Origin of the sequence: Saccharothrix sp. NPDC042600 (genome assembly GCF_040647305.1) — a bacterium.
In the GTDB taxonomy this organism is placed as follows: domain Bacteria; phylum Actinomycetota; class Actinomycetes; order Mycobacteriales; family Pseudonocardiaceae; genus Actinosynnema; species Actinosynnema mutabilis.
Window position 1 is genome coordinate 47,414 of the sequence record NZ_JBEZBW010000035.1, and the last position, 24,924, is coordinate 72,337.

At 72.7% G+C, this 24,924-nt stretch carries 26 protein-coding genes; 16 read left to right on the forward strand and 10 right to left on the reverse strand.

What is annotated here, in order from left to right:
- Positions 1-18: 18 nt before the first annotated feature.
- Both galK and AB0A74_RS21675 read right to left on the reverse strand, forming a co-directional pair.
- Complete coding sequence (gene galK / locus AB0A74_RS21670; RefSeq protein WP_358251915.1) at positions 19-1,191, reverse strand: galactokinase; 1,173 nt, start codon at positions 1,189-1,191, stop codon at positions 19-21.
- Positions 1,188-1,880, reverse strand: coding sequence for an iron dependent repressor, metal binding and dimerization domain protein (locus AB0A74_RS21675; RefSeq protein WP_343936222.1), 693 nt, complete (start codon positions 1,878-1,880; stop codon positions 1,188-1,190). Before AB0A74_RS21675 ends, galK begins: the two co-directional genes overlap by 4 nt.
- Positions 1,881-1,941: 61 nt before the next feature.
- Between AB0A74_RS21675 and AB0A74_RS21680 the strand changes: the two genes are divergently transcribed.
- Positions 1,942-2,790: a sulfurtransferase gene (locus AB0A74_RS21680; protein ID WP_358251917.1), complete on the forward strand. Its 849-nt coding sequence runs from the start codon at positions 1,942-1,944 to the stop codon at positions 2,788-2,790.
- A 32-nt stretch (positions 2,791-2,822) separates the two neighbouring features.
- Here the strand turns inward: AB0A74_RS21680 and AB0A74_RS21685 are convergent, their stop codons facing one another.
- A complete protein-coding gene (locus AB0A74_RS21685; protein WP_358251919.1) occupies positions 2,823-3,440 on the reverse strand; it encodes a hypothetical protein in 618 nt (205 codons plus the stop codon).
- A 163-nt stretch (positions 3,441-3,603) separates the two neighbouring features.
- Between AB0A74_RS21685 and AB0A74_RS21690 the strand changes: the two genes are divergently transcribed.
- The 4 genes from AB0A74_RS21690 (at position 3,604) to AB0A74_RS21705 (ending at position 9,375) form a co-directional block, all read left to right on the forward strand.
- Positions 3,604-4,794, forward strand: a complete 1,191-nt coding sequence (locus tag AB0A74_RS21690) for an acetoin utilization protein AcuC (RefSeq protein WP_358251920.1) — start codon at positions 3,604-3,606, stop codon at positions 4,792-4,794.
- Between the two features lie 4 nt (positions 4,795-4,798).
- On the forward strand, positions 4,799-7,450 hold the full coding sequence (locus AB0A74_RS21695) for a GNAT family N-acetyltransferase (RefSeq protein WP_358251921.1): 2,652 nt from the start codon (positions 4,799-4,801) through the stop codon (positions 7,448-7,450).
- 259 nt (positions 7,451-7,709) lie between these two features.
- A complete protein-coding gene (locus tag AB0A74_RS21700; protein ID WP_343936227.1) occupies positions 7,710-8,537 on the forward strand; it encodes a glutamate ABC transporter substrate-binding protein in 828 nt (275 codons plus the stop codon).
- Between the two features lie 58 nt (positions 8,538-8,595).
- Positions 8,596-9,375, forward strand: a complete 780-nt coding sequence (locus AB0A74_RS21705) for a GntR family transcriptional regulator (RefSeq protein WP_358251923.1) — start codon at positions 8,596-8,598, stop codon at positions 9,373-9,375.
- Between the two features lie 36 nt (positions 9,376-9,411).
- Here AB0A74_RS21705 and AB0A74_RS21710 read toward each other — a convergent pair whose 3' ends face one another.
- Both AB0A74_RS21710 and AB0A74_RS21715 read right to left on the reverse strand, forming a co-directional pair.
- Positions 9,412-9,846: a WYL domain-containing protein gene (locus tag AB0A74_RS21710; protein WP_358251925.1), complete on the reverse strand. Its 435-nt coding sequence runs from the start codon at positions 9,844-9,846 to the stop codon at positions 9,412-9,414.
- Positions 9,801-10,325: an HTH domain-containing protein gene (locus tag AB0A74_RS21715; protein ID WP_358251926.1), complete on the reverse strand. Its 525-nt coding sequence runs from the start codon at positions 10,323-10,325 to the stop codon at positions 9,801-9,803. The genes AB0A74_RS21710 and AB0A74_RS21715 overlap by 46 nt, the downstream gene beginning before the upstream one ends.
- A 125-nt stretch (positions 10,326-10,450) precedes the next feature.
- Between AB0A74_RS21715 and AB0A74_RS21720 the strand changes: the two genes are divergently transcribed.
- From AB0A74_RS21720 to AB0A74_RS21765, 10 genes are all read left to right on the forward strand, one after another.
- Positions 10,451-10,969, forward strand: a complete 519-nt coding sequence (locus AB0A74_RS21720) for a SigE family RNA polymerase sigma factor (protein WP_358251928.1) — start codon at positions 10,451-10,453, stop codon at positions 10,967-10,969.
- Positions 10,956-11,963 carry a hypothetical protein gene (locus tag AB0A74_RS21725; RefSeq protein WP_358251930.1) on the forward strand — a complete coding sequence of 336 codons (1,008 nt, stop codon included), beginning with the start codon at positions 10,956-10,958 and terminating at the stop codon, positions 11,961-11,963. Before AB0A74_RS21720 ends, AB0A74_RS21725 begins: the two co-directional genes overlap by 14 nt.
- Positions 11,964-12,178: 215 nt before the next feature.
- On the forward strand, positions 12,179-13,297 hold the full coding sequence (locus tag AB0A74_RS21730; RefSeq protein WP_358251932.1) for a TIGR03364 family FAD-dependent oxidoreductase: 1,119 nt from the start codon (positions 12,179-12,181) through the stop codon (positions 13,295-13,297).
- Entirely contained in the window at positions 13,294-13,941 is a 648-nt protein-coding gene (locus AB0A74_RS21735) for a phosphonatase-like hydrolase (RefSeq protein WP_358251933.1), read from the forward strand. The genes AB0A74_RS21730 and AB0A74_RS21735 overlap by 4 nt, the downstream gene beginning before the upstream one ends.
- Before the next feature lie 3 nt (positions 13,942-13,944).
- Positions 13,945-14,949, forward strand: a complete 1,005-nt coding sequence (locus tag AB0A74_RS21740) for a 2-aminoethylphosphonate ABC transporter substrate-binding protein (RefSeq protein ID WP_358251935.1) — start codon at positions 13,945-13,947, stop codon at positions 14,947-14,949.
- On the forward strand, positions 14,946-16,109 hold the full coding sequence (locus tag AB0A74_RS21745; protein ID WP_358251936.1) for an ABC transporter ATP-binding protein: 1,164 nt from the start codon (positions 14,946-14,948) through the stop codon (positions 16,107-16,109). The genes AB0A74_RS21740 and AB0A74_RS21745 overlap by 4 nt, the downstream gene beginning before the upstream one ends.
- Positions 16,109-16,927, forward strand: coding sequence for a 2-aminoethylphosphonate ABC transporter permease subunit (locus AB0A74_RS21750; protein ID WP_358251938.1), 819 nt, complete (start codon positions 16,109-16,111; stop codon positions 16,925-16,927). The genes AB0A74_RS21745 and AB0A74_RS21750 overlap by 1 nt, the downstream gene beginning before the upstream one ends.
- Entirely contained in the window at positions 16,905-17,702 is a 798-nt protein-coding gene (locus tag AB0A74_RS21755; RefSeq protein ID WP_358251939.1) for an ABC transporter permease subunit, read from the forward strand. Before AB0A74_RS21750 ends, AB0A74_RS21755 begins: the two co-directional genes overlap by 23 nt.
- A gap of 179 nt (positions 17,703-17,881) precedes the next feature.
- A complete protein-coding gene (locus AB0A74_RS21760; RefSeq protein ID WP_358251941.1) occupies positions 17,882-18,208 on the forward strand; it encodes a hypothetical protein in 327 nt (108 codons plus the stop codon).
- Between the two features lie 427 nt (positions 18,209-18,635).
- Positions 18,636-19,076, forward strand: a complete 441-nt coding sequence (locus tag AB0A74_RS21765; RefSeq protein WP_358251943.1) for a GNAT family N-acetyltransferase — start codon at positions 18,636-18,638, stop codon at positions 19,074-19,076.
- Here the strand turns inward: AB0A74_RS21765 and AB0A74_RS21770 are convergent.
- Entirely contained in the window at positions 19,040-19,786 is a 747-nt protein-coding gene (locus AB0A74_RS21770) for a class I SAM-dependent methyltransferase (protein WP_358251945.1), read from the reverse strand. The two genes, AB0A74_RS21765 and AB0A74_RS21770, sit on opposite strands and share 37 nt — an antisense overlap.
- 53 nt (positions 19,787-19,839) lie before the next feature.
- Here AB0A74_RS21770 and AB0A74_RS21775 point away from each other — a divergent pair, with 53 nt between their 5' ends.
- Entirely contained in the window at positions 19,840-20,427 is a 588-nt protein-coding gene (locus tag AB0A74_RS21775) for a TetR family transcriptional regulator (protein WP_358251946.1), read from the forward strand.
- Between the two features lie 57 nt (positions 20,428-20,484).
- Here AB0A74_RS21775 and AB0A74_RS21780 read toward each other — a convergent pair whose 3' ends face one another.
- The 4 genes from AB0A74_RS21780 to AB0A74_RS21795 form a co-directional block, all read right to left on the reverse strand.
- Positions 20,485-21,942 carry a DHA2 family efflux MFS transporter permease subunit gene (locus AB0A74_RS21780; RefSeq protein WP_358251948.1) on the reverse strand — a complete coding sequence of 486 codons (1,458 nt, stop codon included), beginning with the start codon at positions 21,940-21,942 and terminating at the stop codon, positions 20,485-20,487.
- Positions 21,943-22,050: 108 nt separating this feature from the next.
- Positions 22,051-22,551 carry an oxidoreductase gene (locus AB0A74_RS21785; RefSeq protein ID WP_358251950.1) on the reverse strand — a complete coding sequence of 167 codons (501 nt, stop codon included), beginning with the start codon at positions 22,549-22,551 and terminating at the stop codon, positions 22,051-22,053.
- Positions 22,548-23,435, reverse strand: coding sequence for a class I SAM-dependent methyltransferase (locus AB0A74_RS21790; RefSeq protein ID WP_358251952.1), 888 nt, complete (start codon positions 23,433-23,435; stop codon positions 22,548-22,550). Before AB0A74_RS21790 ends, AB0A74_RS21785 begins: the two co-directional genes overlap by 4 nt.
- 11 nt (positions 23,436-23,446) lie before the next feature.
- Entirely contained in the window at positions 23,447-24,781 is a 1,335-nt protein-coding gene (locus AB0A74_RS21795) for an FAD-dependent monooxygenase (protein ID WP_358251953.1), read from the reverse strand.
- Positions 24,782-24,924: the final 143 nt, after the last annotated feature.

Below are 24,924 nucleotides of genomic sequence, written 5' to 3' on the forward strand. Positions count from 1 at the left end.
CGTGATCCCCGCTTTCCTCTACTCGTCCGTGAAATCGTCCCGGCCCGCGCCCGCCGAGGGCACCGCCGGGAAGGTCCTCGGGGCGGTCCAGCCGCGTCGCGCGTACGCCGCGAGCACGGTCCGCACCACCTCGTCGTGCCTTTCGGCGGGCGTCAACGCGATCGCCGAACCGCCGAACCCGCCGCCGACCATCCGGGCGCCCAGGGCGCCCGCGGCCAGCGCGGCGTCCACCGCGACGTCCAGTTCCGGGCAGGACACCCGGTAGTCGTCGCGCAGGCTCTCGTGCGACGCGGTCAGCAGCGGCCCCAGTTCCGCCATGCCGCCCGCGCGCAGCACGTCCACCGAGCGCAGCACGCGCTCGTTCTCCGTCACCACGTGCCGCGCCAACGGCTTGAGCCGGTCCGGCAGGCGGTCCACGTCCGCGTGGGCCGCGTCCCGCAGCGCGGGCACGCCCAACAGCGCCGCCGCCTCCTCGCAGCCCGCCCGGCGCGCGCCGTAGCCGCCGTCGAGGTTGGAGTGGTGGGCGCGGGTGTCGATCACGAGAACTTCCAGGCCGGACGCCGCCGCGTCGAACGGCACCTGCTCGGTCTTGCCCGACCGCACGTCCAGGAACAGCACGTGCGCCTCGGTGCACAGCAGCGACGCGGTCTGGTCCAGCAGACCGGTCGGCGCGCCCACGAAGTCGTTCTCCGCCCGCTGCACCCAGCGGGCGATCTCCGGCCGGTCCTCGGGCACCCCGGAAAGCCCCAGCAGGGCCAGGGCCACCGCGCACTCCAGCGCGTGCGAGGACGACAGCCCCGCGCCGGCGGGCACGTCACCCGCGATCACCAGGTCCGCGCCGGAGGTGACGCCGTGTCCGCGCAGCACCCAGGCGACCCCGGCCGGGTACGCGGCCCACCCGGTCACCGCGCCGGGCTCCAGGGCGGCCACCGCGACCGGCTCGGCGCGCTGCACGCCGCCGTCGTCGCCGAGGGTGGCCACGGTCAGCAGGCCGTCGGCGCGCGGGGACGCGGCCACGGCCGTGCGGTGGGGCAGGGCGAAGGGCAGCACGAACCCGTCGTTGTAGTCGGTGTGCTCGCCGATCAGGTTGACCCGACCGGGCGCCGACCACACACCGCGCGGGGCGGCGCCGTGCAGGCGGCCGAACGCCGCCGCGGCCCGCCGTGCCTGCTTCTCCCGCCCCAGGCTCACCTGGCCTGCACCAGGACCGCGTGCGCCACGGACGGGTCGAGCTCGGCCGTCGTGCCGTTGCCGCGGACCTGCACCACCTTCGCGCCGCCCATCGAGTCGACGTCCACCGTGCCACCCGGCACCACGCCCGCCGCCTTCAGCTCGGCCATCAGGTCCGGGTCGAGCTGCACGTGCTCGGCGATCCGCCGCACCTCGACGCGACCGCCGCCGCGCCGGGCCACCTCGTCCACGCGGACCAGGTCGGACTCCGCCGGCGGGGCCGGGTCGCCGTCGCCCAGCTTGTCCAGGCCGGGGATGGGGTTGCCGTACGGGGAGGTGGTGGGGTTGCCCAGCAGCTTGACCAGCTTGCGCTCGACGGCCTCGCTCATGACGTGCTCCCAGCGGCACGCCTCGCTGTGCACGTGCTCCCACTCCAGGCCGATGATGTCGACCAGCAGGCGCTCGGCGAGCCGGTGCTTGCGCATGACCGCGATGGCCAGGCTCCGGCCCTGCTCGGTCAGCTCCAGGTGGCGGTCGTCGGCGACGACGACCAGGCCGTCGCGCTCCATCCGCCCCACGGTCTGGCTCACCGTGGGACCGCTCTGGCCGAGCCGCTCGGCGATGCGGGCGCGCAGAGGCACGACGCCCTCTTCTTCGAGCTCGTAGATCGTGCGGAGGTACATCTCCGTGGTGTCGATGAGGTCGTTCACACCCGCTCCCCTTCGTATGGTGCCAATGCTAGTCGCCCGGTGAGGGGTGCAGGATGGTGCCGTGCATCCATTGATCAGCACCGAAGCCCTGGTCTCCGCGCTCGCCGACGCCGCTGGGCCGGTCGTGGTGGACGTCCGCTGGCGGCTGGGCGGACCTCCCGGACGTCAAGACTACGAGGTCGGCCACATCCCGGGCGCGCACCACCTCGACCTGGACACCGACCTCTCCGCCGCGCCGGGCGCGGGCGGGCGCCACCCGCTGCCCGCGCCGGAGGACCTGCAGCGCGTGCTTCGCTCGATCGGGATCGACCGGGGTCACCCGGTCGTGGTGTACGACGGTGGTGACGGGTCGGTCGCGGCGCGCCTGTGGTGGCTGCTGCGGTGGGCCGGGCACCGCGAGGTGGCCGTGCTGGACGGCGGGTTCGCGGCGTGGGTCGCGGAAGGCCGGCCGGTGACGACCGAGGTCCCGCCGGCGACCGAGGGCGACATCGTGGTCGAGCCCGGCGCGATGCCCGTGGTGGACGCCGACGAGGCCGCGGCGCTGGCCCGCGAGGGCGTGCTGCTCGACGCCCGCGCCGCCGCCCGCTACCGGGGCGAGACCGAGCCGGTGGACCCGCGCGCGGGGCACATCCCGGGCGCGGTGAACGCCCCCTCGACCGAGCACGTCGGCGCGGACGGCCGCTGGCAGGCCCCCGCGGCGCTGGCGGAACGGTTCCAGGCGCTGGGCGTGCGTGACGGCGTGCGCGTGGGCGCTTACTGCGGGTCGGGCGTGACGGCGTCGTCGGTCGTGCTGGCCCTGGAGGCGGCCGGCGTGACGACCCCGGACGAGCCGGCCGAGCTGTACGCCGGCTCGTGGTCGCACTGGTGCGTGGACCCGTCCCGGCCGCTGGCGACCGGCCCCCACCCCTGATCCGCGCGAGCCCCGCGGGGCCGCCGTCGAACTCAGGCGTTGGGGATCTTCTCGAAACCCTTGGTCGCGAGCTTCAGGGCCGCCTCGCAGGGCTTGCCGCTGTCGTCGATCGGCGTGACGTTGGCGGTGAAGGCCGGGGTGAGCCCGACGGTGCCCGGCTCGTCCAGCACGACCACGACGGTGCAGGAGCCGCCCTCCTCCTGCACCTCGTACGCGGTGTTGCCACCGATCTCGAACTCCCGGCGCTCCTGGTCGTCGGTGGTGTCGAAACCGACCCGGAACAGCACCAGCGTGAACGGGTCGTCGGTGCTCTGCACGCAGCCCGGGTCGCCGGGCTTCTGCGCGCCGACGGCCTCGGCGACGTCCTGCGGCGTGAGCAGCTCGCAGCTGTCGTAGCCCTCGGACTTCTTGCGCGTGCCGACCTTCACGCTCCCGCCCGAGCTGCCCGGCTTGGTGACCGTGGTGCTCACCGCGGTCTTCCGCCCGCTCGTGGACTCCTTGGTCGAGCTGGGCTTGCCGGACGTCGTCTTGCCGGCGCTCGACCCGCCCGCGGCCGGCTTCGCGGAGCCGGTGACCGTCGTGGCGCACGCGGACAGGCCGAGCACGAGGGCCAGCGCCAGCGTGGCCGTGAGGGTGGTGGAGCGTCGCATGTCCTGTCTGACCCCGTTCCGACGCGCGGGGTTCCATCCTGGGTGAACGCGTTCCGCCCCGGCCCGTCGCGGCAGACTCTAGGACCTGCCGGTGCGGTCGCACGTCGGGAGCGGCCAAGCTGTGATCACACCACCGGTGGGCGCGTGCATTAGGTTCCGGGGCATGGGCGCCGAAGAGGTCACCGCCACCGCCGCCGTCGTGTGGGACGAGTCGTTCCTCGGCTACGACCTGGGCGGCGACCACCCGTTGAACCCGGTCCGGCTGGACCTGACCGTCCGGCTCGCGACCTCGCTGGGCGTGCTGGACGGGGTCGAGGCGCTCGCGCCGCGGCCCGCGACCGACACCGAGATCGAACGCGTCCACGAGCCGTCCTACCTGTCCGCCGTGCAGGCCGCGCCGATGGCCGCGTGGGACGTCGGCCACGGCCTGGGCACCGCCGACAACCCGGTGTTCGAGCGCATGCACGAGGCGTCCGCGCTGGTCGTGGGCGGTTCGCTGGCGGCGGCGCGGCGCATCGCGTCCGGGGAGGTCAAGCGGGCGGTGAACATCGCGGGCGGCCTGCACCACGCCATGCGCGACCACGCCGCCGGGTTCTGCGTCTACAACGACTGCGCGGTGGCCATCTCGTGGCTGCTGGACAACGGGTTCGACCGCATCGCCTACATCGACTCCGACGTCCACCACGGCGACGGCGTCCAGGACGCGTTCTACGACGACCCGCGCGTCCTGACCGTCTCCCTGCACCAGAACCCGCTGAGCCTGTGGCCGGGCACCGGCCGCCCCTCCGAGCTGGGCGGACCGGGCGCGGAGGGCACCGCGGTGAACATCGCCCTGCCGCCGGGCACCCGCGACCCGGGCTGGCTGCGCGCCTTCCACGCGACCGTCCCGGCGCTGCTGCGGAGTTTCCGGCCGCAGATCCTGGTCACCCAGTGCGGCGTGGACACCCACCGCGAAGACCCGCTGGCCGACCTGGCGCTGTCGGTCGACGGGCACCGCGCGATCTACCGGACCTTCCGCGACCTGGCCGAGGAGATCACCGGCGGGCACTGGCTCGCGCTGGGCGGCGGCGGGTACGAGCTGGTCCGCGTGGTGCCCCGGTCCTGGACGCACCTGCTGGCCACCGTGCTGGACCGCGACGTGGACCCGGCCACCCCGCTGCCCGCGGACTGGGTCGCCGACACCGCCCGCCGCGCCCCGAACTGGCCGCTGCCCACCACCATGTCCGACGACGCCGACGTGGCGTTCGAGCCGTGGGGCGGCGACGCGGACACCCCGCTGGACGCCGCCGTCCGCGAGACCCGCCGCGCGGTGTTCCCGCTGCACGGCCTGGACCCCGACGACCCGAGGGACTGACCCGGTGGACCCGTACGACTACCCGCGGGCCTGGGAGGCCGACGTCGTCCTGAGCGACGGCGGCACCGTCCACCTGCGCCCGATCACCCCCGACGACGGCGAGAAGCTGCTGGCCTTCCACGGCCGGCTGTCCGAGCGGACCCGCTACTTCCGCTACTTCGGGCCCTACCCGCGGATGCCCAAGCGGGACGTCGAGCGGTTCACCACCGTCGACCACGCCGACCGGGTGGCCTTCGTCGCCCTGCTGGGTGACGACATCGTGGCCGTGGGTCGCTACGACCGCCTGGGTGGGGGCGACAGCGCGGAGGTCGCGTTCGTCGTGCAGGACGAGCACCAGGGCCGGGGTCTCGGGTCGATCCTGCTGGAGCACCTGGCGGCGGCGGCCCGCGAGCGCGGGTTGAGCCGGTTCACCGCGGAGGTGCTCGCGGAGAACGGCCAGATGGTGCGGGTCTTCCGGGACGCCGGGTACAAGGTCAGCCGCGCGTTCGAGGAGGGCGTGCTGCACCTGGAGTTCGACATCGACCCGACCGAGGAGTCGGTGGCGGTGGCGCGGGCGCGCGAGCAGGCGGCCGAGGCGCGCAGCGTGCACAACCTGCTGCACCCGCGGTCGGTGGCGGTGATCGGCGCGTCGACCGACCCGACCAAGATCGGGCACGCGGTGCTGACGAACCTCCTGGAAGGGGTGTTCCACGGGCCGGTGTACCCGGTGAACGCCGAGCACCGGTCGGTGCGCGGGGTCCGGGCCTACCCCTCCGTCCTGGACATCCCCGACGACGTGGACCTGGCCGTGGTCGCGGTGCCGGCGGCCGGCGTGGACGAGGTCATGGACGCCTGCCTGGCCAAGGGCGTGAAGGCGCTGGTGGTCGTGACCTCGGGCTTCGGCGAGACCGGGCCGGGCGGGTTGAGCGCCGAGCGGCGGCTCGCGGCGGAGGCGCGGGCGCACGGGATGCGGGTGGTCGGGCCGAACGCGCTGGGCGTGCTGAACACCGAGCCGTCGGTGCGGCTGAACGCGACCCTCGCGCCGAGGTTGCCGGGACGGGGTCGGACCGGGTTCTTCTGCCAGTCCGGCGCGCTGGGGACGGCGATCCTCGCGGCGGCGGCCGAGCGCGGGCTGGGCCTGTCCACGTTCGTGTCCGCGGGCAACCGGGCGGACGTGTCCGGCAACGACATGCTCCAGTACTGGGAGACCGACCCCGCCACGGACGTGGTGCTGCTGTACCTGGAGTCGTTCGGCAACCCGCGCAAGTTCGCGCGGCTGGCGCGGCGGTTGGGGCGGACCAAGCCGATCGTGGCGGTGAAGTCGGGCCGGCACGCGGTGTCCCCGGCGTTGGCGGCGACCGGCGTGCAGGTGGACGAGTCGTCGGTGCAGGCGTTGTTCGAGCAGGCCGGCGTGATCCGGGTGGAGTCGCTGGCCCAGTTGTTCGACACGGCGTTGCTGCTGGCCCACCAGCCCCTACCGGCCGGGCCGCGGGTGTCGGTGGTCGGCAACTCGACGGCGATCGGGCTGTTGGCGGCGGACACGGCGCTGGCCCAGGGGCTGGAGCTGGCCGGGCCGCCGGTGGACGTCGGCGCGCAGGCCGGTCCGGAGGTGTTCGCGGCGGCGGTCCGCGACGCCCTGGAGAACCCGGACACGGACGCGCTGGTGGTCGTCTTCGTGCCGCCGCTGGCGGTGCCGGGGGCGGCGTTCGCGCGGGCGTTGCGGGAGGTGGCGGGGACCAAGCCGATCGTCTCGACGTTCCTCGCGGTCGAGGGCGTGCCGGACGAGCTGGCGGTGCCCGGTCCGGACGGCGCGCCGGGGCGCGGGTCGGTGCCGTCGTACCCGAGCCCGGAGCGGGCGGTCCTGGCGTTGGCGCGGGCGGCCCGGTACGCGCGGTGGCGCGCCGAGCCTCAGGGCCACTTCGTGCGGCCGTCCGGGATCGACGCGGTGGCCGCGCAGGCGCTGGTGGACGGGTTGGACCTGGTCGAGGAGCGCCGGGTCGACGACGAGACCGCGGTGCGGCTGCTGGCGTGCTACGGGGTGGAGGTCGTGCCGTTCCGGGTGGTGCGGTCGGCGGCGGAGGCCGTGGCGGCGGCCGCCGCGCTGGGGTACCCGGTGGCGTTGAAGTCGGTGGACGAGCGGTTGCGGCACCGGACGGACCTGGTGGGCGTGCGGCTGGACCTGACCGGTGAGGACGCGGTGCGGTCGGCCTACGACATGCTGGTCGAGGTGTCCGAACGGTCCGATGTGTACGTCCAGCGCATGGCTCCCAAGGGGATTTCCTGCGTCGTGGGACTCCAGGACGACCCGTCGTTCGGCACGTTGGTGTCGTTCGGGCTGTCCGGTTTGGTCAGTGACCTGTTGGGGGATCGGGCATATCGGGCGGTGCCGTTGACCGAGACGGACGCGCGGGCGTTGGTGCGGGCCCCGAAGGCGGCTCCGTTGCTGGCGGGCTACCGGGGTGGGGAGTCGGCCGATCTCCCGGCGCTGGAGGAACTCGTGCTGCGGTTGGCGGCGTTGGCGGAAGATCTTCCCGAGGTGCGCGAGTTGGCGCTGGAACCCGTGTTGGCGAGCGCGGCCGGGGCGTTCGTGACCAGCGCCCGGTTGACCTTGGGGCCGCCGCCGTCTCGTCACGACACCGGCCCCCGACGGCTCCGGTCGCCCGGTGGGGGCCGGTAGGCGCGGTTCGGGGGATCGGGGATTTCCCGCCCACGCCGGAAAATCGCGGTCGGCGACGGCACGGTTCGGTGTGGACTTTGCTGGAATGTCGTGTGGCTGGTGGAAAGATCACCACTCCCGCGTTACGGCTATCCCGAGGTTGATGCGCAACTGTCACCCTTGACCGATCCGGAAAGGGTCAAGTTCGGCTCGACTATGGACGGAAAACCTTTCGCCGCTTAGGTTTCCGACATCTTTCGAGGACCCGAAAAGGGGAAGAATGGCACTGGCATCGCTGCGCGCCCTCGCTCTGGTGTGCTCCGCCGCGCTGGTCCTGGCCTCGTGCTCCTCCGGCGACGACACGACCCTCGTCGGCAAGGCGACGTCCAACAAGTTGACGATCGCCGTGGCCTACGACCAACCCGGCCTCGGCGTGCGCCGGCTGGACGGCGTCTACAAGGGATTCGACGTGGACGTGGCCCGGTACGTCGCGAAGGAGCTGGGCGCGGACGAGTCGAAGGTGAAGTTCATCGAGGCCACGCCGTCGCAGCGCGAGCAGCTGCTCACCAGTGGCACGGCGGACCTGGTCGTCTCCAGCTACTCGATCACCGAGAAGCGCAAGGAGGTGATCGACTTCGTCGGGCCGTACTTCATCGCCGGGCAGGACCTGCTGGTCCGGTTGTCCGACACGCGGATCACCGGTCCGGAGTCGCTCACCGCCGGGATCCGGCTGTGCTCGGTGGAGAACACGACCTCGGCGCAGTACGTGAAGGACCAGTTCGCCCAGTCCGTGGAACTGGTGAACTACCCGAACTTCAGCGACTGCGTCACCGCGCTGCTGGCCGAGCAGGTGGACGCGCTCACCACCGACGACGTGATCCTCGCGGGTTACGCCGCCCAGAACCCCGAGCTGCTGCGGGTGGTGGGGAAGCCGTTCAGCGAGGAGAAGTACGGCATCGGCATCCGCCGCGGGGACGCCGCCGGCAAGGCGAAGGTGACCGCCGCCGTCCAGAAGATGATGGACACCGGCGAGTGGCGCAGGTCACTGGAGGCCAACGTGGGGCAGTCCGGTTACGCCATCCCGGAGCCGCCCAAGATCAGCTCGTGACGTGGGACCCACTCCGATAGCGGTCTGACCGGCGGGTTCGAGGTCGTAGGCTCGCCGGGTGCCTGCTTCGCATTTCGCGCCCCAGTACCGAGCGGACGGACCGGTCCGCGCCGGTATCCCCGAGCACGGTCGCATCCCGCGCTACTACGCGGTGAAGACCGAGCTGCTCTGGCTCATCGAGGCGCTGGGGGAGGGGACGGCGCTGCCCTCCGAGCGGGAGCTGGCCGAGCGCTACTCGGTGTCGCGCGTGACGCTGCGGCAGGCGGTGGGCGAGTTGGTGCTGGAGGGCAAGCTCCAGCGCCGGCAGGGGTCGGGCACCTACGTGGCCCCGCCGAAGCTGGTGCAGCCGCTGTCGTTGGTCAGCTACACCGAGGGCATGCGCCGCCAGGGCGTGGACCCGGCGCGCAGCGTCATCACCGTCGAGCACCTGCCGGCGGACGACGTGCTGGCGCGGGACCTGCGGATCGAGCGCGGCGACCAGGTGGTGCACCTGGAGCGCGTGCTGCTGGCCGACGAGGAGCGGGTGGGGCTGGAGTCGACCTACCTGCCGGAGGCGCGGTTCCCCACGCTGCTGGAGGTGTTCGACCCGACGACGTCGCTGTACGCGTGCCTGACCGACCGGTTGGGCGTCGAGTTCGCGGAGGCGGAGGAGCGGGTGGAGACCGTGCTGGCGACGCCCCGGGAGGCGTTGCTGATCGGCACGAACCCGGCGCTGCCGATGCTGTTGCTGCACCGCGTGTCGCATGACAACGATGGCGTGCCGATCGAGCGCGTGCGGTCGCTGTACCGGGGGGACCGGTTCAGCTTCGTGGCCCGGTTGCGGGCCGAGGGGCGTTGACCGGGTAGAGCCGCGCCATCGCGTGCACGGTCGTCGTCATGTGGGCGACCAGGTCCGCGAGGGCCGCCGGGCGTCCGGGCCCAGGCGGAGCAGGCCGGTGGTGGCGTGGGCGACGGATCCCAGCGGGATGGTCGCGGTGTGCCAACCGGTCTCGTCCGGGGTGGCGAGGGTGTCGGTGGCCAGGGCGGCGGCTCTGGGGCCCAGGACATCGGGGAGCGCCGCCACGCCCCGCGGTGACAGGCGGATGGTGGCGGTGTCGTCGGCCCGTTCGTAGCGTTCGACCTGGTCCCGCCAGTAGGCGGCGAGGGTGAAGCCGGCGGGGCGGGTGAACGTGTCCGGCAGCGGACGGGCGTCCTCGATGGACGAGACCCGGCAGGTGCGGGGCTGGTCGTCCTTCGCGGCCACCAGGTACCAGGCGCCGGCCTTCAGGACGAGGCCCAGCGGGTGACCACGGCCGGTTCCGGGTGCCAACGCCGGTAACGGACCTCGACCGCCCGGTCCTGCCACAGGGCCTCGGCGACGGTCAGCAGGTGCGGCACGTCGTCGGGCTCGCGGTACCAGCCCCGGGTGTCGAGGTGGAACCGGTGGCGGATACGGGTCGAGGCCTCGCGGTAGGGCGTGGGCAGGGCGGCCGTCAGCTTCAGCTCGGCGGCGGCGACCTGCGCGCCCAGGCCCAGTTCGGCGGCGGGTTGGGGCAGGCCGGTCAGGAACAGCGACTCGGCCTCCCGTGCGGTCAGGCCGGTCAGCCGGATGCGGTAGCCGTCGAGGATGCGGTAGCCGCCGGTCGGGCCGGGTTCGGCGTAGATCGGCACGCCGGCGGCGGACAGCGCCTCGACGTCGCGGTAGACGGTCCGCGCGGTGACGCCCAGTTCCCGGGCGAGCGCGGTCGCGCTGAGCAGGCCGCGGTCCCGGAGCAGGAGGACCAGGGACAGGAGTCGGCTCGCGCGCATGCCCCGGAGCATGTGCGACACCACCACCGGCGCGGTCACGGACCGACCGGGGTTCCCCCCTCGCGTGCAACCTCCCGCGGGCCGACCGCGTTGTTAGCCCGTCCAAGATCTGCGGGAGGATGCCGGTGGCCGGTTTCGATCAAGACTTCGCCGACTTCTACTCGGCGCGGTTCGACGCGGCGCGGCGCACCGCCTACGCGTTGTGCGGCAACTGGCTGGAGGCGGAGGAACTGGCCCAGGGCGGCTTCGTCAGGCTGTACGCGAAGTGGCCGCGCGTGGCCGGCGGCAACGCGGAGGGCTACCTGCGCACCACCCTCGTCCGGCTCTTCCTCGACTCCAGGCGGCGGGCGCGCGCGAGGGAGCACCTGGTCGCGGAGACACCCGAGCGGCCCGAGCACTCAAGGGACCTGGCGCGCGTCGACGAGCAGCAGTCGCTCCTGGCGGCGCTGCAGGACGTGCCGCCCCGGCAGCGGGCGACGCTCGTGCTGCGCATCGTCCACGACCTGCCCGTCGAGCAGGTCGCCCAGGTGCTGCGGTGCTCGGCGGGCACCGTCAAAAGTCAACTGTCACGAGGGATGCAGGCGTTGCGGGCGGCGTACCGCGAGGCCGACACAGCGGAGCGGAGCGTGCGTGATGTGGGATGAGGACGACATCGGGGCCGCGTTGCGTGCCGAGCTGGCGCAGCAGACCCCGCCGAGGACCCGTGACGGGCTGGACGACGCGGTCGCGCGTGGCCGCCGGCGGCGTCGGCGCCACCAGTTCGGCGCCGTGCTGGTGACGATGACCGCGGTCGCCGGGGTGGCCTCGGTGGTGGTCGGCGTGGGAGCCCTCCCGTCGGGAGGTCGGGACGTCGCCGCGACCGGCACGTCCACGTCCGGGACGTCCGCGAGCGAAGCGCCGTGGCCGCGGGCCGACCTGCCGACGCACTCCCCGCACACCACGTGGACCCCGGCGCCGACCGCGCGACCACCGGCCGGCTGGCAGACCGGGCCGGTGCCCGGGTGCGAGGTCCCCGACACCACCGGCCGCGACCTGGACAGCGCGCGCGGCGACCTGGCGGAGCTGCAGAGCCGGGTCCGGGAGACCCTGGCCGAGGTCATGGGGGTGTCGTTGGACAGCAGCGTCACCGGCATGTCGGTCCCGCGGCCGAGCAACAGCTCGGGCATCGTGGCCGACGTCCCGTCGGTGAACCTCCTGGTCGAGCGCAGGCGGCCGGCCACCGGGCCGAACACCCGCACCGGGTTCGACTACACCATCGACGTGGCCGACGCCGGGGGCGTCGGGAGCGTGGTGTTCACCTTCGGCCGGTTCACCGGTGATCCACTCGCCGCGGCGAACGAGCAGGCGTACGACATGGGCAACTGCCTGCCGCCCAAGCGGCACGTGCTGGCGGACGGGACCGTGCTGCAGATCTACGACGTGGTGCCGAGCGACCCGTTCGCGTCGCTGGACCAGACCCTGCGGATCTACCTGCCGGACGGACGGCTGCACTCGGTGTCGGTGCGCAACTTCAGCGGCTGGGACTTCGCCACCAACCGGCAGGACCCCGCGCGCCCGCACCGGGTGGGCCCCGGCCGGCCGACGCTGCCGCTGACGGAAGCGCAGATCGCCGAACTGGGCCTGGCCCTGGCGGGCTGACCACCCGGGGTGACCTGCTCGCTGGCGACGGCGGGTGGCGCTGCGGACGAGCAGGTGTCATGGAGTTCACCCGTGCCTGACGGGGAGGAGGCCCGCACTGGGGTGCGGGTCTCTTTTGTAACAGCGAGATAACTCATCTAGTCCACATGTGGAGTTCATCTGCGTGTTCCTGCGCGGACATGGGTGGTTCGCTGCGGCAACGCACCGTTCCCGGCGTGCGAGTGCTCATTGTGGGTGGCGGCGTGCTCGGGACCATGCACGCCTGGCAGGCCGTCGAACGCGGTCACGAAGTAGTCCAGCTCGAACGGGAACCCGAGGCCCGGGGAGCCTCGGTGCGCAACTTCGGCCTGGTCTGGGTCGGCGGTCGGGCGGCGGGCGCGGAACTGGACGTCGCCCTGCGGGCCCGGGAGCTGTGGGAGCGGGTCGGGGAGCGGGTGCCGGGGGTCGGGTTCCGCGCCAACGGGTCGCTCACCGTGTTGCGGACGTCCTTGGAGGTGGCCGTCGCCGAGCAGACCGCCGGGCGGGACGACGCGGCGCGGCGCGGGTTGCGGCTGCTGGACCCGGCGGAGGCGCGGGAGCTGAACCCCGCGCTGCGCGGGGACATGCTCGGGGCGCTGTGGTGCGACCGGGACGCGGCGGTCGAGCCGCGGGTGGCCCAGCCGGCGTTGCGGGCGTTCCTGGAGGCGTCCGGTCGGTACACCTGGTTGCCCGGGCGTGAAGTCCGGTCCGTGTCGGCCGGACGGGTGGTCGACGACCGGGGCGACGAGCACCGCGGGGACGTGGTCGTGCTGTGCACGGGCGCGTGGCTGGGCGGGCTGGTCCGCGAGCTGGCCGGGGACGTGCCGGTGCGCCGGGTGCGGTTGCAGATGATGCAGACCGAGCCGTTGGACGAACCGCTGACCACGTCCGTGGCCGACGGCGACAGCTTCCGCTACTACCCCGCCTACCGGGGCGCCGCGCTGGACGCGCTCAACCGCGACCAGCCCCAGCCCGAGGTGGCCCGCGCGCACGCCATGCAGCTGCTGGTCGTGCAGCGCCTCGACGGCGGCCTGACCATCGGCGACACCCACGGCTACGACGAGCCGTTCCCGTTCGACACCGAGGACGAGCCCTACCGGCACCTGACCGGTGTCGCCGAGGCGCTGCTCGGTCGTCCGCTGCCGCGCGTGCGGCGGCGGTGGGCCGGGGTCTACGCCCAGTGCCGCGACACCACGCAGGTCGTGCACCGCCGCGAGGTGGAGCCGGGCGTGTGGCTGGTGACCGGACCCGGCGGGCGCGGCATGACGTGCTCGCCCGCCATCGGGTTCGACACGGCCGAGGCGGTGGGCCTGTGACCGCGCTGGTGGTGCTCGACATGGCCGGCACGACCGTGCTGGACGACGGCCTGGTGGAGCGCGCCTTCCACGCCGCGCTGCCCGACGCGACGCCCGCGATGGTGGACCACGTCCGCGCCACGATGGGCCAGTCCAAGATCACGGTGTTCCGCGACCTGCTGCACGACGAAACCCTGGCGCAGCGGGCGAACACGGCGTTCGAAGAGGCCTATGCGGGACTGGTGGCGGACGGTCGTTGCGCGCCGGTGCCCGGTGCGGAGCAGGTGATCACCGACCTTCGCACGAGGGGCGTGAAGGTCGCCTTCACCACCGGGTTCGCCCGCACGACCCAGCGGCGGATCCTGGCCGCCCTGGGCTGGACCGACCTGGCCGACTTCACGACCACCCCGGCCGAAGCCGGTCGGGGCCGCCCCTACCCGGACATGGTGCTGGCCGCCGTGCTCGGGCTCGGCCTCACCGACGTCCGCGACGTCGCCGTGGTCGGCGACACGCCCTCCGACGTCCTCTCCGGCCTGCGTGCGGGCGCCCGCGTGGTGGCGGGCGTGCTCACCGGGGCCGGTTCCCGCGCCGACCTGGCCGGCGCGGGCGCGACGCACGTCCTCGACTCGATCCGCGACCTCCCCGCCGTCCTCGAAGGGTTGTAAGCCATGCTGCGCAAGGTTCTCGCCGTCGGACTCCTGCTGCTCACCGCCGCCTGCGGCGGCACCGCGGGCGGCAGCGCCGACGCCGACAAGACCGTCACCGTCTACACCGTCGACGGACTGGCGAACTGGTACGGCAAGCGCGCCGAGGAGTTCAAGGCCAAGACCGGCATCACCGTGCGGCTCGTGGAGAGCGGCTCCGGCGAGGTCGTCACCCGCGCCGAGCGGGAGCGGGCCAACCCGCAGGCCGACGTCCTGGTGACGCTGCCGCCGTTCATCCAGCGGGCCGCGAAGGCCGGGCTGCTGGCCGAGCACACGCCCGCCGACGCCGACAAGGTCGCCAACCGGACCGGTCAGTACACCGCAGTGGTCAACAACTACCTGAACTTCATCTACAACCCGAAGCTGTCGCCGTTCGCGCCGAAGACCTGGCAGGACCTGCTGGACCCGCGGTTCAAGGGCAAGCTCCAGTACTCCACGCCCGGCCAGGCCGGTGACGGCACCGCGGTCCTGCTCCAGCTCAAGCACGTCTACGGCGACCAGGGCGCGCTGGACTACCTGGCCCGGCTGGAGGCCAACAACGTCGGCCCGTCGTCCTCGACCGGCAAGCTGCAGCCCAAGGTGTCCAAGGGCGAGATCTTCGTGGCCAACGGCGACGTCCAGATGAACCTCGCCTCGATCCGGGACGACAAGTCCGAGTTCGAGATCTTCTTCCCGGCCGATGACAAGGGTGTGCGCTCGACGTTCGCCATCCCCTACTTCGCGGGCCTGGCCGCGGGTGCGCCCAATGCCGAGAACGGCAAGGAGTTCCTGGACTTCCTGCTGTCGGCGGAGGTGCAGAAGACCATCCCGACGGATGCTCTGGGGCAGGCGGTCCGGTCCGACGTGCCGGCCGAGGGCCGGGTGTCGGAGGTGCTCAAGGGCGTCGAGGTGTGGCAGCCGGACTGGACGGCCGTCGTCGCGACCCTGGACGCCGACATCGCCGCCTACACCAAGGCCGTCGGGCGATGACGCCGGCGGTCGAGCTGCGGGACGTGTCGGTCCACTTCGGACGGACGGTCGCGCTGCACGGCCTGGACCTGTCGGTGGCGCCGGGGGAGACCCTGGCGCTGCTCGGGCCGTCCGGGTCGGGCAAGTCCACCGCGTTGAAGGCCGTCGCCGGGTTCCTGCGGCCCACGTCGGGGCGCGTGCTGCTGGGCGGACGCGACGTCACCGACCTGCCGCCCAACCGGCGCGGGCTCGGGGTCGTGGTGCAGAGCTACGCGTTGTTCCCGCACATGAAGGTGTTCGACAACGTGGCCTTCGGGCTGCACGCCCGCCGGGTGCCGCGGCGGGAGGTGGCGGCCCGGGTCGCCGAGGTGCTGGACCTGGTGGGGATGGGGTCGTTCGGCGGGCGCTACCCGCGGCAGTTGTCCGGTGGGCAGCAACAGCGGGTCGCCATCGCGCGGGCGCTGGCGATCCGGCCGCCGGTGCTGTTGCTGGACGAGCCGTTGTCGGCGCTGGACGCGGCGTTGCGGGAGGAGATGGTCGCCGAGCTGCTGCGGTTGCGGGCGGAGTTGCCCGACACGGCGGTGGTGTACGTGACGCACGACCAGGGTGAGGCGTTGGCCTTGGCGGACCGGATCGCGGTGATGCGGGATGCGCGGTTGGTGGAGGTGGGGGCTGCCGAGGCCCTGTACCACCGGCCCGCGGAGTCGTTCACGGCGTCGTTCCTGGGGGCTTCGAACCTGATTCCGGTTGAGGTGGTGGACGCCGAGACGGTTCGGGTGGGGGCGGTGTCGGTTCGGGTGGGGGCTGAGTCGGTTCGGGCGGGGGCTGGGTCGGTTCGGGCGTTGCCGGGTGGGGTGGAAGGGCCGGTTGCGTTGGCGGTTCGGCCGCATCGGGTGGGGGTTCGGGAGTATCACGGGAGTGGGTTGGCGGCTCGGTTGGTGGCCGTTCAGTGGCGGGGGACCGGGTTTCGGCTGGAGTTGGAGTTGGAGCCGGGGCTGGAGTCAGGGCTGGAGTCAGGGCTGGAGTCAGGGCTGGAGTCAGGGCTGGAGTCGGAGGCGGGGCCGGCGTTGGGGGTGGGGCGTCGGGTGCGTGCGGATGTCGTTGATGTGGGCGGGTTGGCGGTGGGAGAGCTGGTGGAAGTGTCCATTCCGGACGGTTGTCCGTTGGTCCGGGTGGCGTGATGCGGCGGTTGGTGTGGGTCCTGCCGCCGGTCGCCGTGTTGGCGGTGTTCTTCGGGTACCCGCTGGTGTTGGTGCTGTGGCAGTCGTTCGTCGCGGACGACGGCGCGGTGGGCTTGCAGACGTGGCAGGCGGTGCTGGGGTCGGCGGAGTTCCAGCGGGCCGTGGTGCGGACGGCGTTGCTGGCGGTGGCGGCCACCGCCGGGTGCCTGGTGCTGGGCGTCTTCCTGGCGCTGGTGATCGCGTTCGCGCCGTTCCCGGGGGTGCGGGCGGTGTCGCGGCTGGTGGACGTGGTGCTGGCGTTCCCGTCGTTCCTGATCGCCCTGGCGTTCACGTTCCTGTACGGCAGCGCCGGGGTGCTGAACGCGGTCCTCGGGGACGGGTCGGTGGACTTCCTGTACTCGCCGTGGGGCGTGCTGCTGGCGGAGATCACGTTCTACACGCCGTTCGTGATGCGGCCGGCGTTGGCGGCGTTCAGCCAGATCCCGGGCGCTCAGCTCGACGTGGCCGCGAGTCTGGGGGCTTCGCCGCTGAGGGTGCTGCGTCGGGTCGTGCTGCCCGACGCCCTGCCGGCGTTGGCGTCGGGGGCCTGTCTTGTGTTGCTGCTGTGCATGAACGAGTTCGGGATCGTGCTGTTCGTCGGCGCGAAGGACGTCATCACGTTGCCGATGTTGGTCTACACGAAGGCGATCGTGACGTTCGACTACCCGGCGGCGTGCGTGGTGGCGGTGGTGAACGTGGTGTTCTCCGGTGCTTTGTACGCACTGCACCGGTGGGTGTTCGCGAAGGGAGCGGGCCGTGCTGCTGTGGACGCGGCGTAGTCGGGCGGTCGCCGTCGCGGTGTTCGCGGTGTTGTTCGCGGTGGTGGTGCTGGCGCCGTTGGCGATGATCGTGCTGGCGTCGGTGGCCGGGTCGTGGAACGGGGTGCTGCCGGCGGAGCTGACCGGGGCGCACCTGGCGGGGGCGCTGCGCGGGGACGCGGTGGCGAGCGCCGTGGTGAGCGCGCAGACGGCGGTCATCGCGGCGCTGGTGGCTGTGGTGCTGGGGACCTGGTTGGCGTTGGGGTCGGCGCGGGCTCCGGTCGGGGTGCGGAGGGTGGTGGACGCGGTTGCCCACCTGCCGTTGGCCGTTCCCTCGGTGGTGGTGGGGTTGGGGCTGCTGGTGGCGTTCAGCCGGCCGCCGTTGCTGCTCAACGGGACGCGGTGGATCGTGCTGGTGGCGCACCTGGTGATCTTGCTGCCGTTCACGTTCAGCGTCGTGTCGGCGGCGCAGCGTCGCGTGGACCCGGTGCTGGCGGCGGTGGCGTCGAGCCTGGGGGCCTCGCCGATGCGCGTGCTGTGGCGCGTGCAGGTGCCCGTGCTGTTGCCCGCGATGTCGGCGTCGGCGTCGCTGGGGCTCGCGCTGTCGATGGGGGAGGTCGGCGCGACGATCATGTTGTACCCGCCGGACTGGCGGACGCTGCCGGTGAGCGTCTTCGCGTTGACCGACCGGGGGCAGGTGTTCGCGGCGTCGGCGTCCACGGTGCTGCTGTTGGGGATCACGCTGGCCGGGTTGGTGGCGTTGGGGGCGGTGCGGTTGCGTGCGGCCGAGCGGTGAGGTTGGGGGATTCGAGAGCCGAGCGCTGATGCGAGCGGGGCGAGAACGGGGCGTTAGCGAAGTGTGTCCGAGTAACGCCCATTGGCAGGCGTCGCCTCGGGCACGTGCGGAGCTATCGTTGGTGCTTCTGAAGTGAGTCTCCCTCACCCGCAACGGCGCGGGGGAAGCGGGGGTGCGCCGTGACGTTCAAAGAGGAGTTCCTGGCGGAGCTCGAAGACTGCCTGCGCGGCTACGGCGCGGTGCCGGTCCTGGACCCGGGCGCGCTGGCGCGGTTCATCGAGTACGTGCGCCTGCTGCCGGAGGACGACGCCCGGCTGCGCTGCCTGGAGGGCGTGGACCAGGGGTCCGGGTCGTTCTGGAACAACCCGGCGGTGTGGTGGGAGGCGGTGCCGCGGTTCGGGCTGGCGGTCACGGACTGCTCGGTGCTGTTGGACCGGATGTTGGACGAGGCGATCAGTGACGAGATCGACGTCCTGGAGATGGAGATTCGGGAGCTTCCGGGGTGAGGTGGGCTTGGCGGCTCCTGAGGTCAAGAGCGAAGAGCGAAGAGCGAAGAGCGAAGAGCGAAAAGCGGCGCTCGCCGCGCGGCAGGCCCCCGGGGGGTGGAAGGGCGTCGGTTCGTTCCCCGTACGGCCTGCCGGAGGCAACCACCCTTCTCCCTTCTTGGCAACCGGAAAAGCTGGTTGCCAAGAAGGGAGAAGCGCGGTTGGGCTGCGCCCAGGCCGTACGGGGAACGAACCGAGGCCCTTCCTGTGGCTTGGCAGCCCGTTGCAGGCGCGTGCCTGTGGCGTGGGTGAGTTGCGGTTTTCGGGATTGGCGTGCGATGTTCCGGGCGTGTCCACGTCGCCCGTCATTCGTTCCGCTACCACCGATGATGCCGCCGAGATCGCGCGCATCCACGTTGAGGCCTGGCGGGCCGCGTATGCCGGGCACATGCCCGACGAGTTCCTGCGTGGTCTGTCCGTGGTGGAGCGTCGGCGGGCGTGGGAGGGTGTCCTCGTGGCGGGTGTGGCTAGCGTCTTCGTGGTGCTGGTGGGGGGCGAGGTCGCCGGGTTTGCGGTTGTCGGGGCTAGTCGGGACGACGACGCCGGGGCCGGCACCGGTGAGCTGCACGCCATCAACCTCGACCCCGCGCATTGGCACAGTGGTCTGGGGCGCCCGCTGTTGGAGCACGCCGTCGGCGCGCTCCGGGGGCTCGGGTACCGGGATGCCACGCTGTGGGTGCTGGCCGCCAACGCCCGTGCCCGACGGTTCTACGAGCGGGCCGGGTGGCGGCCGGACGGTATGGCCAGGGTTGAGACGATCGCCGGCGGGACCGTGGAGTTGGCCGAGGTCCGTTACCGCCGCACGCTGGTGACCGCGACCGTCGTGTAGGGCACGGTGATCGTGCCGCCCTGCGCGTCGATCGCGGCCCCCACGGCGTCCAGGACCCGTGCCAGCGCGTCCGCCGGGAGCCTGGTGAGGCCGCCCTGGGTGGGCATCAGGTCCAGCCACTCGTCCCGCCGGTAGGCCCGCTCCCACTCGAACCGCCACTCCTCGGGCTCCTCGAACGCGCCCGCGCGTCGGAGCCCGTCCGCCGTCAGGTCGAACATCGGCTGGTAGCCCGCCACGGCGTTCCGGGGGTCGAACGCCGTCCCCGGCCACGCGTACACCGCCGCGACCTCCTCCGGCAGCTGCGGGACGTGCCAGAACGCCGCGAACCGGCCGCCGGCGCGCAGCACGTCCCCGGCCTTGGCCGCCCCCGCCACGGGGGCCACCCAGTGCCACGCCTGCCCGGCCACCACGGCGTCGAACACCCGTCCCGCCGGGTCCCAGGCCTCGAACGTCGCCACCTCGACCTCGATCCCGCCCGCGCGGGCGAAGGCCGCCATGCGCTCGTCGGGCTCCACCCCGAGCACGCGGCTCCCGGCGGCGCGCAGCTGCCGGGCCTCGATCCCCGTGCCGCACCCGACGTCCAGCACCTCGGGCGCGGCCACGCGGGCGATCAGGGCGTCGGGGTAGGGCGGGCGGGTGCGGTCGTAGCGCTCCGGGTCGACGCCGAAGGACTCGGCCACGTCGCGGTGCCGCCAAGGCATAATGGGCATGTGCCCACTAGTAGTGGGCGATCGCCCACTCGTCAACCCGCTAGGTTCGTCGCATGCCGACCGGTGTGGCCCTGCGCGACGTGCGCGAGCAACTGTTCGCCGCCGCTGAGCGCGTGCTGCTCCGCGATGGTCCCAGCGGCCTGACCAGCCGTGCGGTGACCACGGAGGCCGCGGTGGCCAAGGGCGTGCTGCACCGGCACTTCACCGACTTCGACGACTTCCTGGCCGCCTTCGTCCTGGACCGGGCCGACCGGATGGCCCCGCAGGCGACTTCCCTGCTGGCCACCGCGGGCACGGGCACCGTGACCGACAACGTCACCACGGCCCTGGTCGCGGTGTTCGGCTCGGTGGCGGTGGCGATCGTCCCCCTGATCACGTTCCGCGACGAACTGCGGCAACGCCTGCGCCACACCTGGCCCGCGGGCGTTCCGGTGCTGACCGAGGCCGCGACGATGCTCGCCGACTACCTGGCCGCCGAACGCGACGCCGGCCGCCTGTCCCCCACGGCCGAGGTGGACGTCCTGGCCGCGACCCTCATCGGGGCCACCCACCTGCTCCACGCCGACCGCACGGGACCCGCCCCGGCCATCGACGCGGTCCGCCGCACGGTCACCGCGGTCCTGGCCGGCGCGCTGCCCTGACGCAAAGGTGCCGGGGAACCGTGTGGCTCCCCGGCACCGTCGTGCGAACGACCGACCTCAGTGCGCGGCCCCGGCCGGCGTCTCGGCCTTGCCGCCCTTGATGACGAACGCGCCGACCACCGCGACCAGCGACAGCGCCGCCGCGAGCAGCATCGCCGTGTGGATGCCGCCCATCTCCGCGCCCGCCGCGTCACCGGAGGCGACCAGGCCCGCCGCGCGGGCGCTCATCACGCTCACCAGCAGCGCCACACCGGCCGCCGCCGCGAGTTGCTGCGTGGTCGCGAAGACCGCGCTGCCGTGCGAGTACAGCCGCATCGGCAGCGACCCCAGACCGGCCGAGAACAGCGGCGTGAACGAGAACGCCAGGCCCAGGCTCAGCAGCAGGTGGAAGGCCAGGACGAACCCGGCCGCCGTGGTCGAGGTGAAGGTCGTGGCGAACCACAGGGACGCGCTGGTCGCCACCGTGCCGACGATCAGCAGGATGCGCGGGCCGACCTTGTCGTAGAGCCGGCCCACGAACGGCGACAGCAGACCCATCAGCAGACCGCCCGGCAGCAGCAGGAGGCCCGTGGTGAGCGGCTCCAGCTTCAGGACGTTCTGGATGTAGATCGGCAGGATCGTCGCCACGCCCAGCAGCAGGCCCATCATGACCATCATCAGCACGCTGGTGATGGTGAAGGTCCGCACACCGAACGTGCGCAGGTCCAGCAGCGCCCGGTCGGCGCGCTGGAGCGAGACCTGGCGCAGCACGAACGCCACGATGCCGATCACGCCGACCGCGAGCGACACCCACAGCGTGGCCGACGCCGAGCCGCCGGAGTGGCCGATGCTGGACAGGGCGTAGACCAGGCCGCCGAAGCCGAACACCGACAGCACGACCGACACCGGGTCGATCGGCGCGTCGCTGCGCTCACCCACCGGCGAGACGAACTTCAGGCCCAGCGCCATCGCGGCCAGCGCGATCGGCAGCACGACCCAGAACATGGCGCGCCAGCCCCAGAGGTCCAGCACCACGCCGGACACCGTCGGACCGATCGCCGGCGCCACGGAGATGACGATGGAGATGTTGCCCATCACCGCGCCGCGCCGTTCGGCGGGCACCAGCGTCATGACCGTGGTCATCAGCAGCGGCAGCATGATCGCCGTGCCGGACGCCTGCACCACGCGCGCCGCCAGCAGCACCTCGAAGCCGGGCGCGACGGCCGCGATGAACGTGCCCGCGCTGAACAGGCCCATCGCCGCGCCGAACAACGCCTTGGTGGAGAAGCGCTGGATCAGGAAGCCGGTGATCGGGATCACCACGGACATGGTGAGCAGGAAGCCGGCCGTCAGCCACTGCCCCACCGCCGCCGTGACGTCCAGCTCGTCGAGCAGCACCGGCAGCGCGACGCCCATGATGGTCTCGTTGAGGATGACCACGAACGTGGCCACCAGAAGCACGCCGATGACCGTGCGGTCGGCGCGGCTGAGCACGGGTGGCGGCGCCACGGCGTCGGACACACCTGCGGAAGTCATGCGAGGTCCCCCAGAAAGAAAACGGGCGCGCGAAAAAGCATCGGCACGCCGGACGAGGTCAACCCTACCCGCGCACCCCGACAATCCGGGCCCCAATTTCCCGCCGGCTCACACCGGCGCGCGGTACCACCGCCGGTGCACCAGGGGTTCCACGGCGAGCACGCCGGCCGCCGCCACGACCGATCCCACCCACACCAGCCAGTCCTGCGCGCCCACGACCGCCCACGCGACCGCGGCCACCACGACCACCGGCCGCACCAGGGTGAACGGCCCCAACCCGACCAGGATCACGAACGTGCTGGGACGCATCGGTAGCACCCAGTAAGCGATCAGTGACACCACGACCAGGACCGCGAACGGCATGAGCACCACCAACATCCGCTCACCCGCCCGCACCAGCTCGTCGTAACGGCCGCCGAGCACCAGCCCGGTCACCAGCAGCACCGCCACCACGCCGAGCCCGGCCCCGCCGACCACGAACCCCCGCCACCCGGACAACACGTAATACGAACGCTTGCGGATGCGCGCGTTGCGCCCGGTGGCCGCGCGGAAACCCGCGAACACGGCGTCCACCAGGGCTACCGCCACCAGCAGGAGCGGAACGGTCATGCCCGGACCAATCCGCGGACGCGTTGCCCCAACGCACGCTGGAACTCCACGGCCAGCGCGGGCTGAACGCCCACGACCGGCCGCATCGCGGCGCAGAACGGGTTCGCGTACTTGAACGACTCGAACAGGAACACGTCCATCCCGTCCGCCGCCCCCGCCGCGTCCAGCAGCACGTCGTCACCGTGCGCCCGCCGCGCCGACGCCACCCCGTCGTGCCGCCCCAACGGCTCCCGCATGCGAGCGCGGTGGAACAACCAAGCGCCGAAGGAAGCCAGCCTGGTCGCCGCGATGTCGTAGTGGACGAACGCCTGCGCACCGGCCTGGGCGCGGAAGAACGCGGGCAGGTCCGCGGCCGGGAAGTGGTGCAGCACCCCGGACGAGACGTAGACGGCGGCCTCTTCGCGCAGGGAGAACGCGTCCGCGCACACGAACGAGCACGCCAGCCCCTCTTCCGCCGCCAACCGCGACGCCTCGTCCACCAGCGCCCGGTTGAAGTCGACGCCGACCAGCTCCACGTCACCGAGCACGCCGGACGCGGCCAGGCTGCGCACCAGGTACCCGAGCCCGCACCCGATGTCCACGAGCCGGGGCCGCACGCCGCGCACCGCGCCCAGCAACGGCACCAGGAGTTCGGCGAACCTTTCCGCCATGTGCAGCTCTTCGTTGAGCCGCTGCAACTCGGTGTGCACCCGGACCAGCAGCCGGTCCACCGCCACGGGGTCCAGGTGCTCGCCGACGACCGGCATCCGCGCGACGATCCGCGCGCCCCGCGCGTCCCCGGCCGCCCGCAGCCGCGCGACGACCTCCGCCCGCCGGACCGGCCGCCGGGCACCCGTCACGGCGTCCCGGTCGACCACCAGGTCCGAGATCTCCAACACCCCCACGGCACCGGACTCTAGCGACCGCCCAGCAGCACCCGGGCCAGCACGCGCGGCGCGAACATGGCCGACGGCGGGTCCAGCAGCCCGATCGTGCGCACGAACGCGGTCGCCACCACGGGGTCGTGCCCGGCGACCCGCTGCAACCGCGCGACGTACCGGTTGACCGCGCGCGTGACGAGCGGCCGGTGGCCGGGGATCTCCGGCAACGCGAGGTCGCCGCCCGCGTTGAGCTGCCACACCGGATCGACGATCTTGGCGGCGGCGCGGAAGAACCTGCGCGCGAGGTCCCGTTCGCCACCGTCGCGCAGGCACCGCCGCAACGCCTCCGCCTCCAGCGCCGCGACCGTCATGCCCTGCCCGTAGATCGGGTTGAAGCTGCACACGGCGTCACCGAAGGCCAGCAGCCCCTCGGGGAACCGGGTCAGCCCTTCGTACCGGCGGCGGAGGCTGGCGGGGAACCGGTGGGTGCGCAACGGCGTCAACGGCTCGGCGGTGGCGATGGCGTCGAACACGTCCGGCGGCGCGGACCGGCGCAGGAACGCGAGGAAGGCGTCCTCGTCGGTAGGCGGGTGGTCGCCCGCCATGCCGACCACGGTCACCATCCACCGGCCGCCCTCCTGCGCGGCGAACGCGAACCCGTTCGGCCGCCCCGGCACGGGCCCGACGAGCACGAGCTTGTCCCGGTACGGCGCTTTCGGCCGCACCAGCCGGCTCACGTACATGGTGTCGATCTCGATCGTGTCCTCGACGGGGACCGGGAACCCCCACTCGGCCAACCACCGCCGACTCCGACCACCACGCCCCAAAGCGTCCACGACGAGATCCGCGTCCACCACGCCCGCCGAGGTGCGCACTCCGGTCACCCGCGCACCGTCGAACACGGGTTCAACGACCTCTTGCCCGTCCACCACCTTGACACCGGGGTAGGAGGCCACCCGGGCCCGGATCGTGCCCTCCAACATGGGCCGGGTGAGCTGGATCGCCTGCGCGCCGGTGTCCGTGCGCACCATGCGGTGCCCGTTGAGCACGAAGGTCGCCTCACGCGTGAAGTTGGAGCGGGGCACCCCTTCGGCGACGAACTCCTCCACCAGCCCCGGGAACATCCGCCCCAACACCTCAGCGCCGGCCAACAGCACGGTGTGGAAGTGCTTGCCCTGCGGCACGCCCCGCCGGTGCTCCGCCCCGGCCGGCAGGCTGTCGCGGTCGAGAACGGTAACCCGTTCGTAGTGCCCCACCAACGCCCGAGCGGCAAGCAACCCACCCATGCTCCCACCAAGCACCACCGCATGGCTCCCCATCGACCGACCCTCCCACACCAAGGGACCAGACCACTTCTCCCCGATTGCCATCCTCAGCACCCCGCCCCACCACTCCGCGCCGCAGGCGCCAATGGGCTACCAGCCACAGGAAGGGCCTCGGTTCGTTCCCCGTACGGCCTGGGCGCAGCCCAACCGCGCTTCTCCCTTCTTGGCAACCAGCTTTTCCGGTTGCC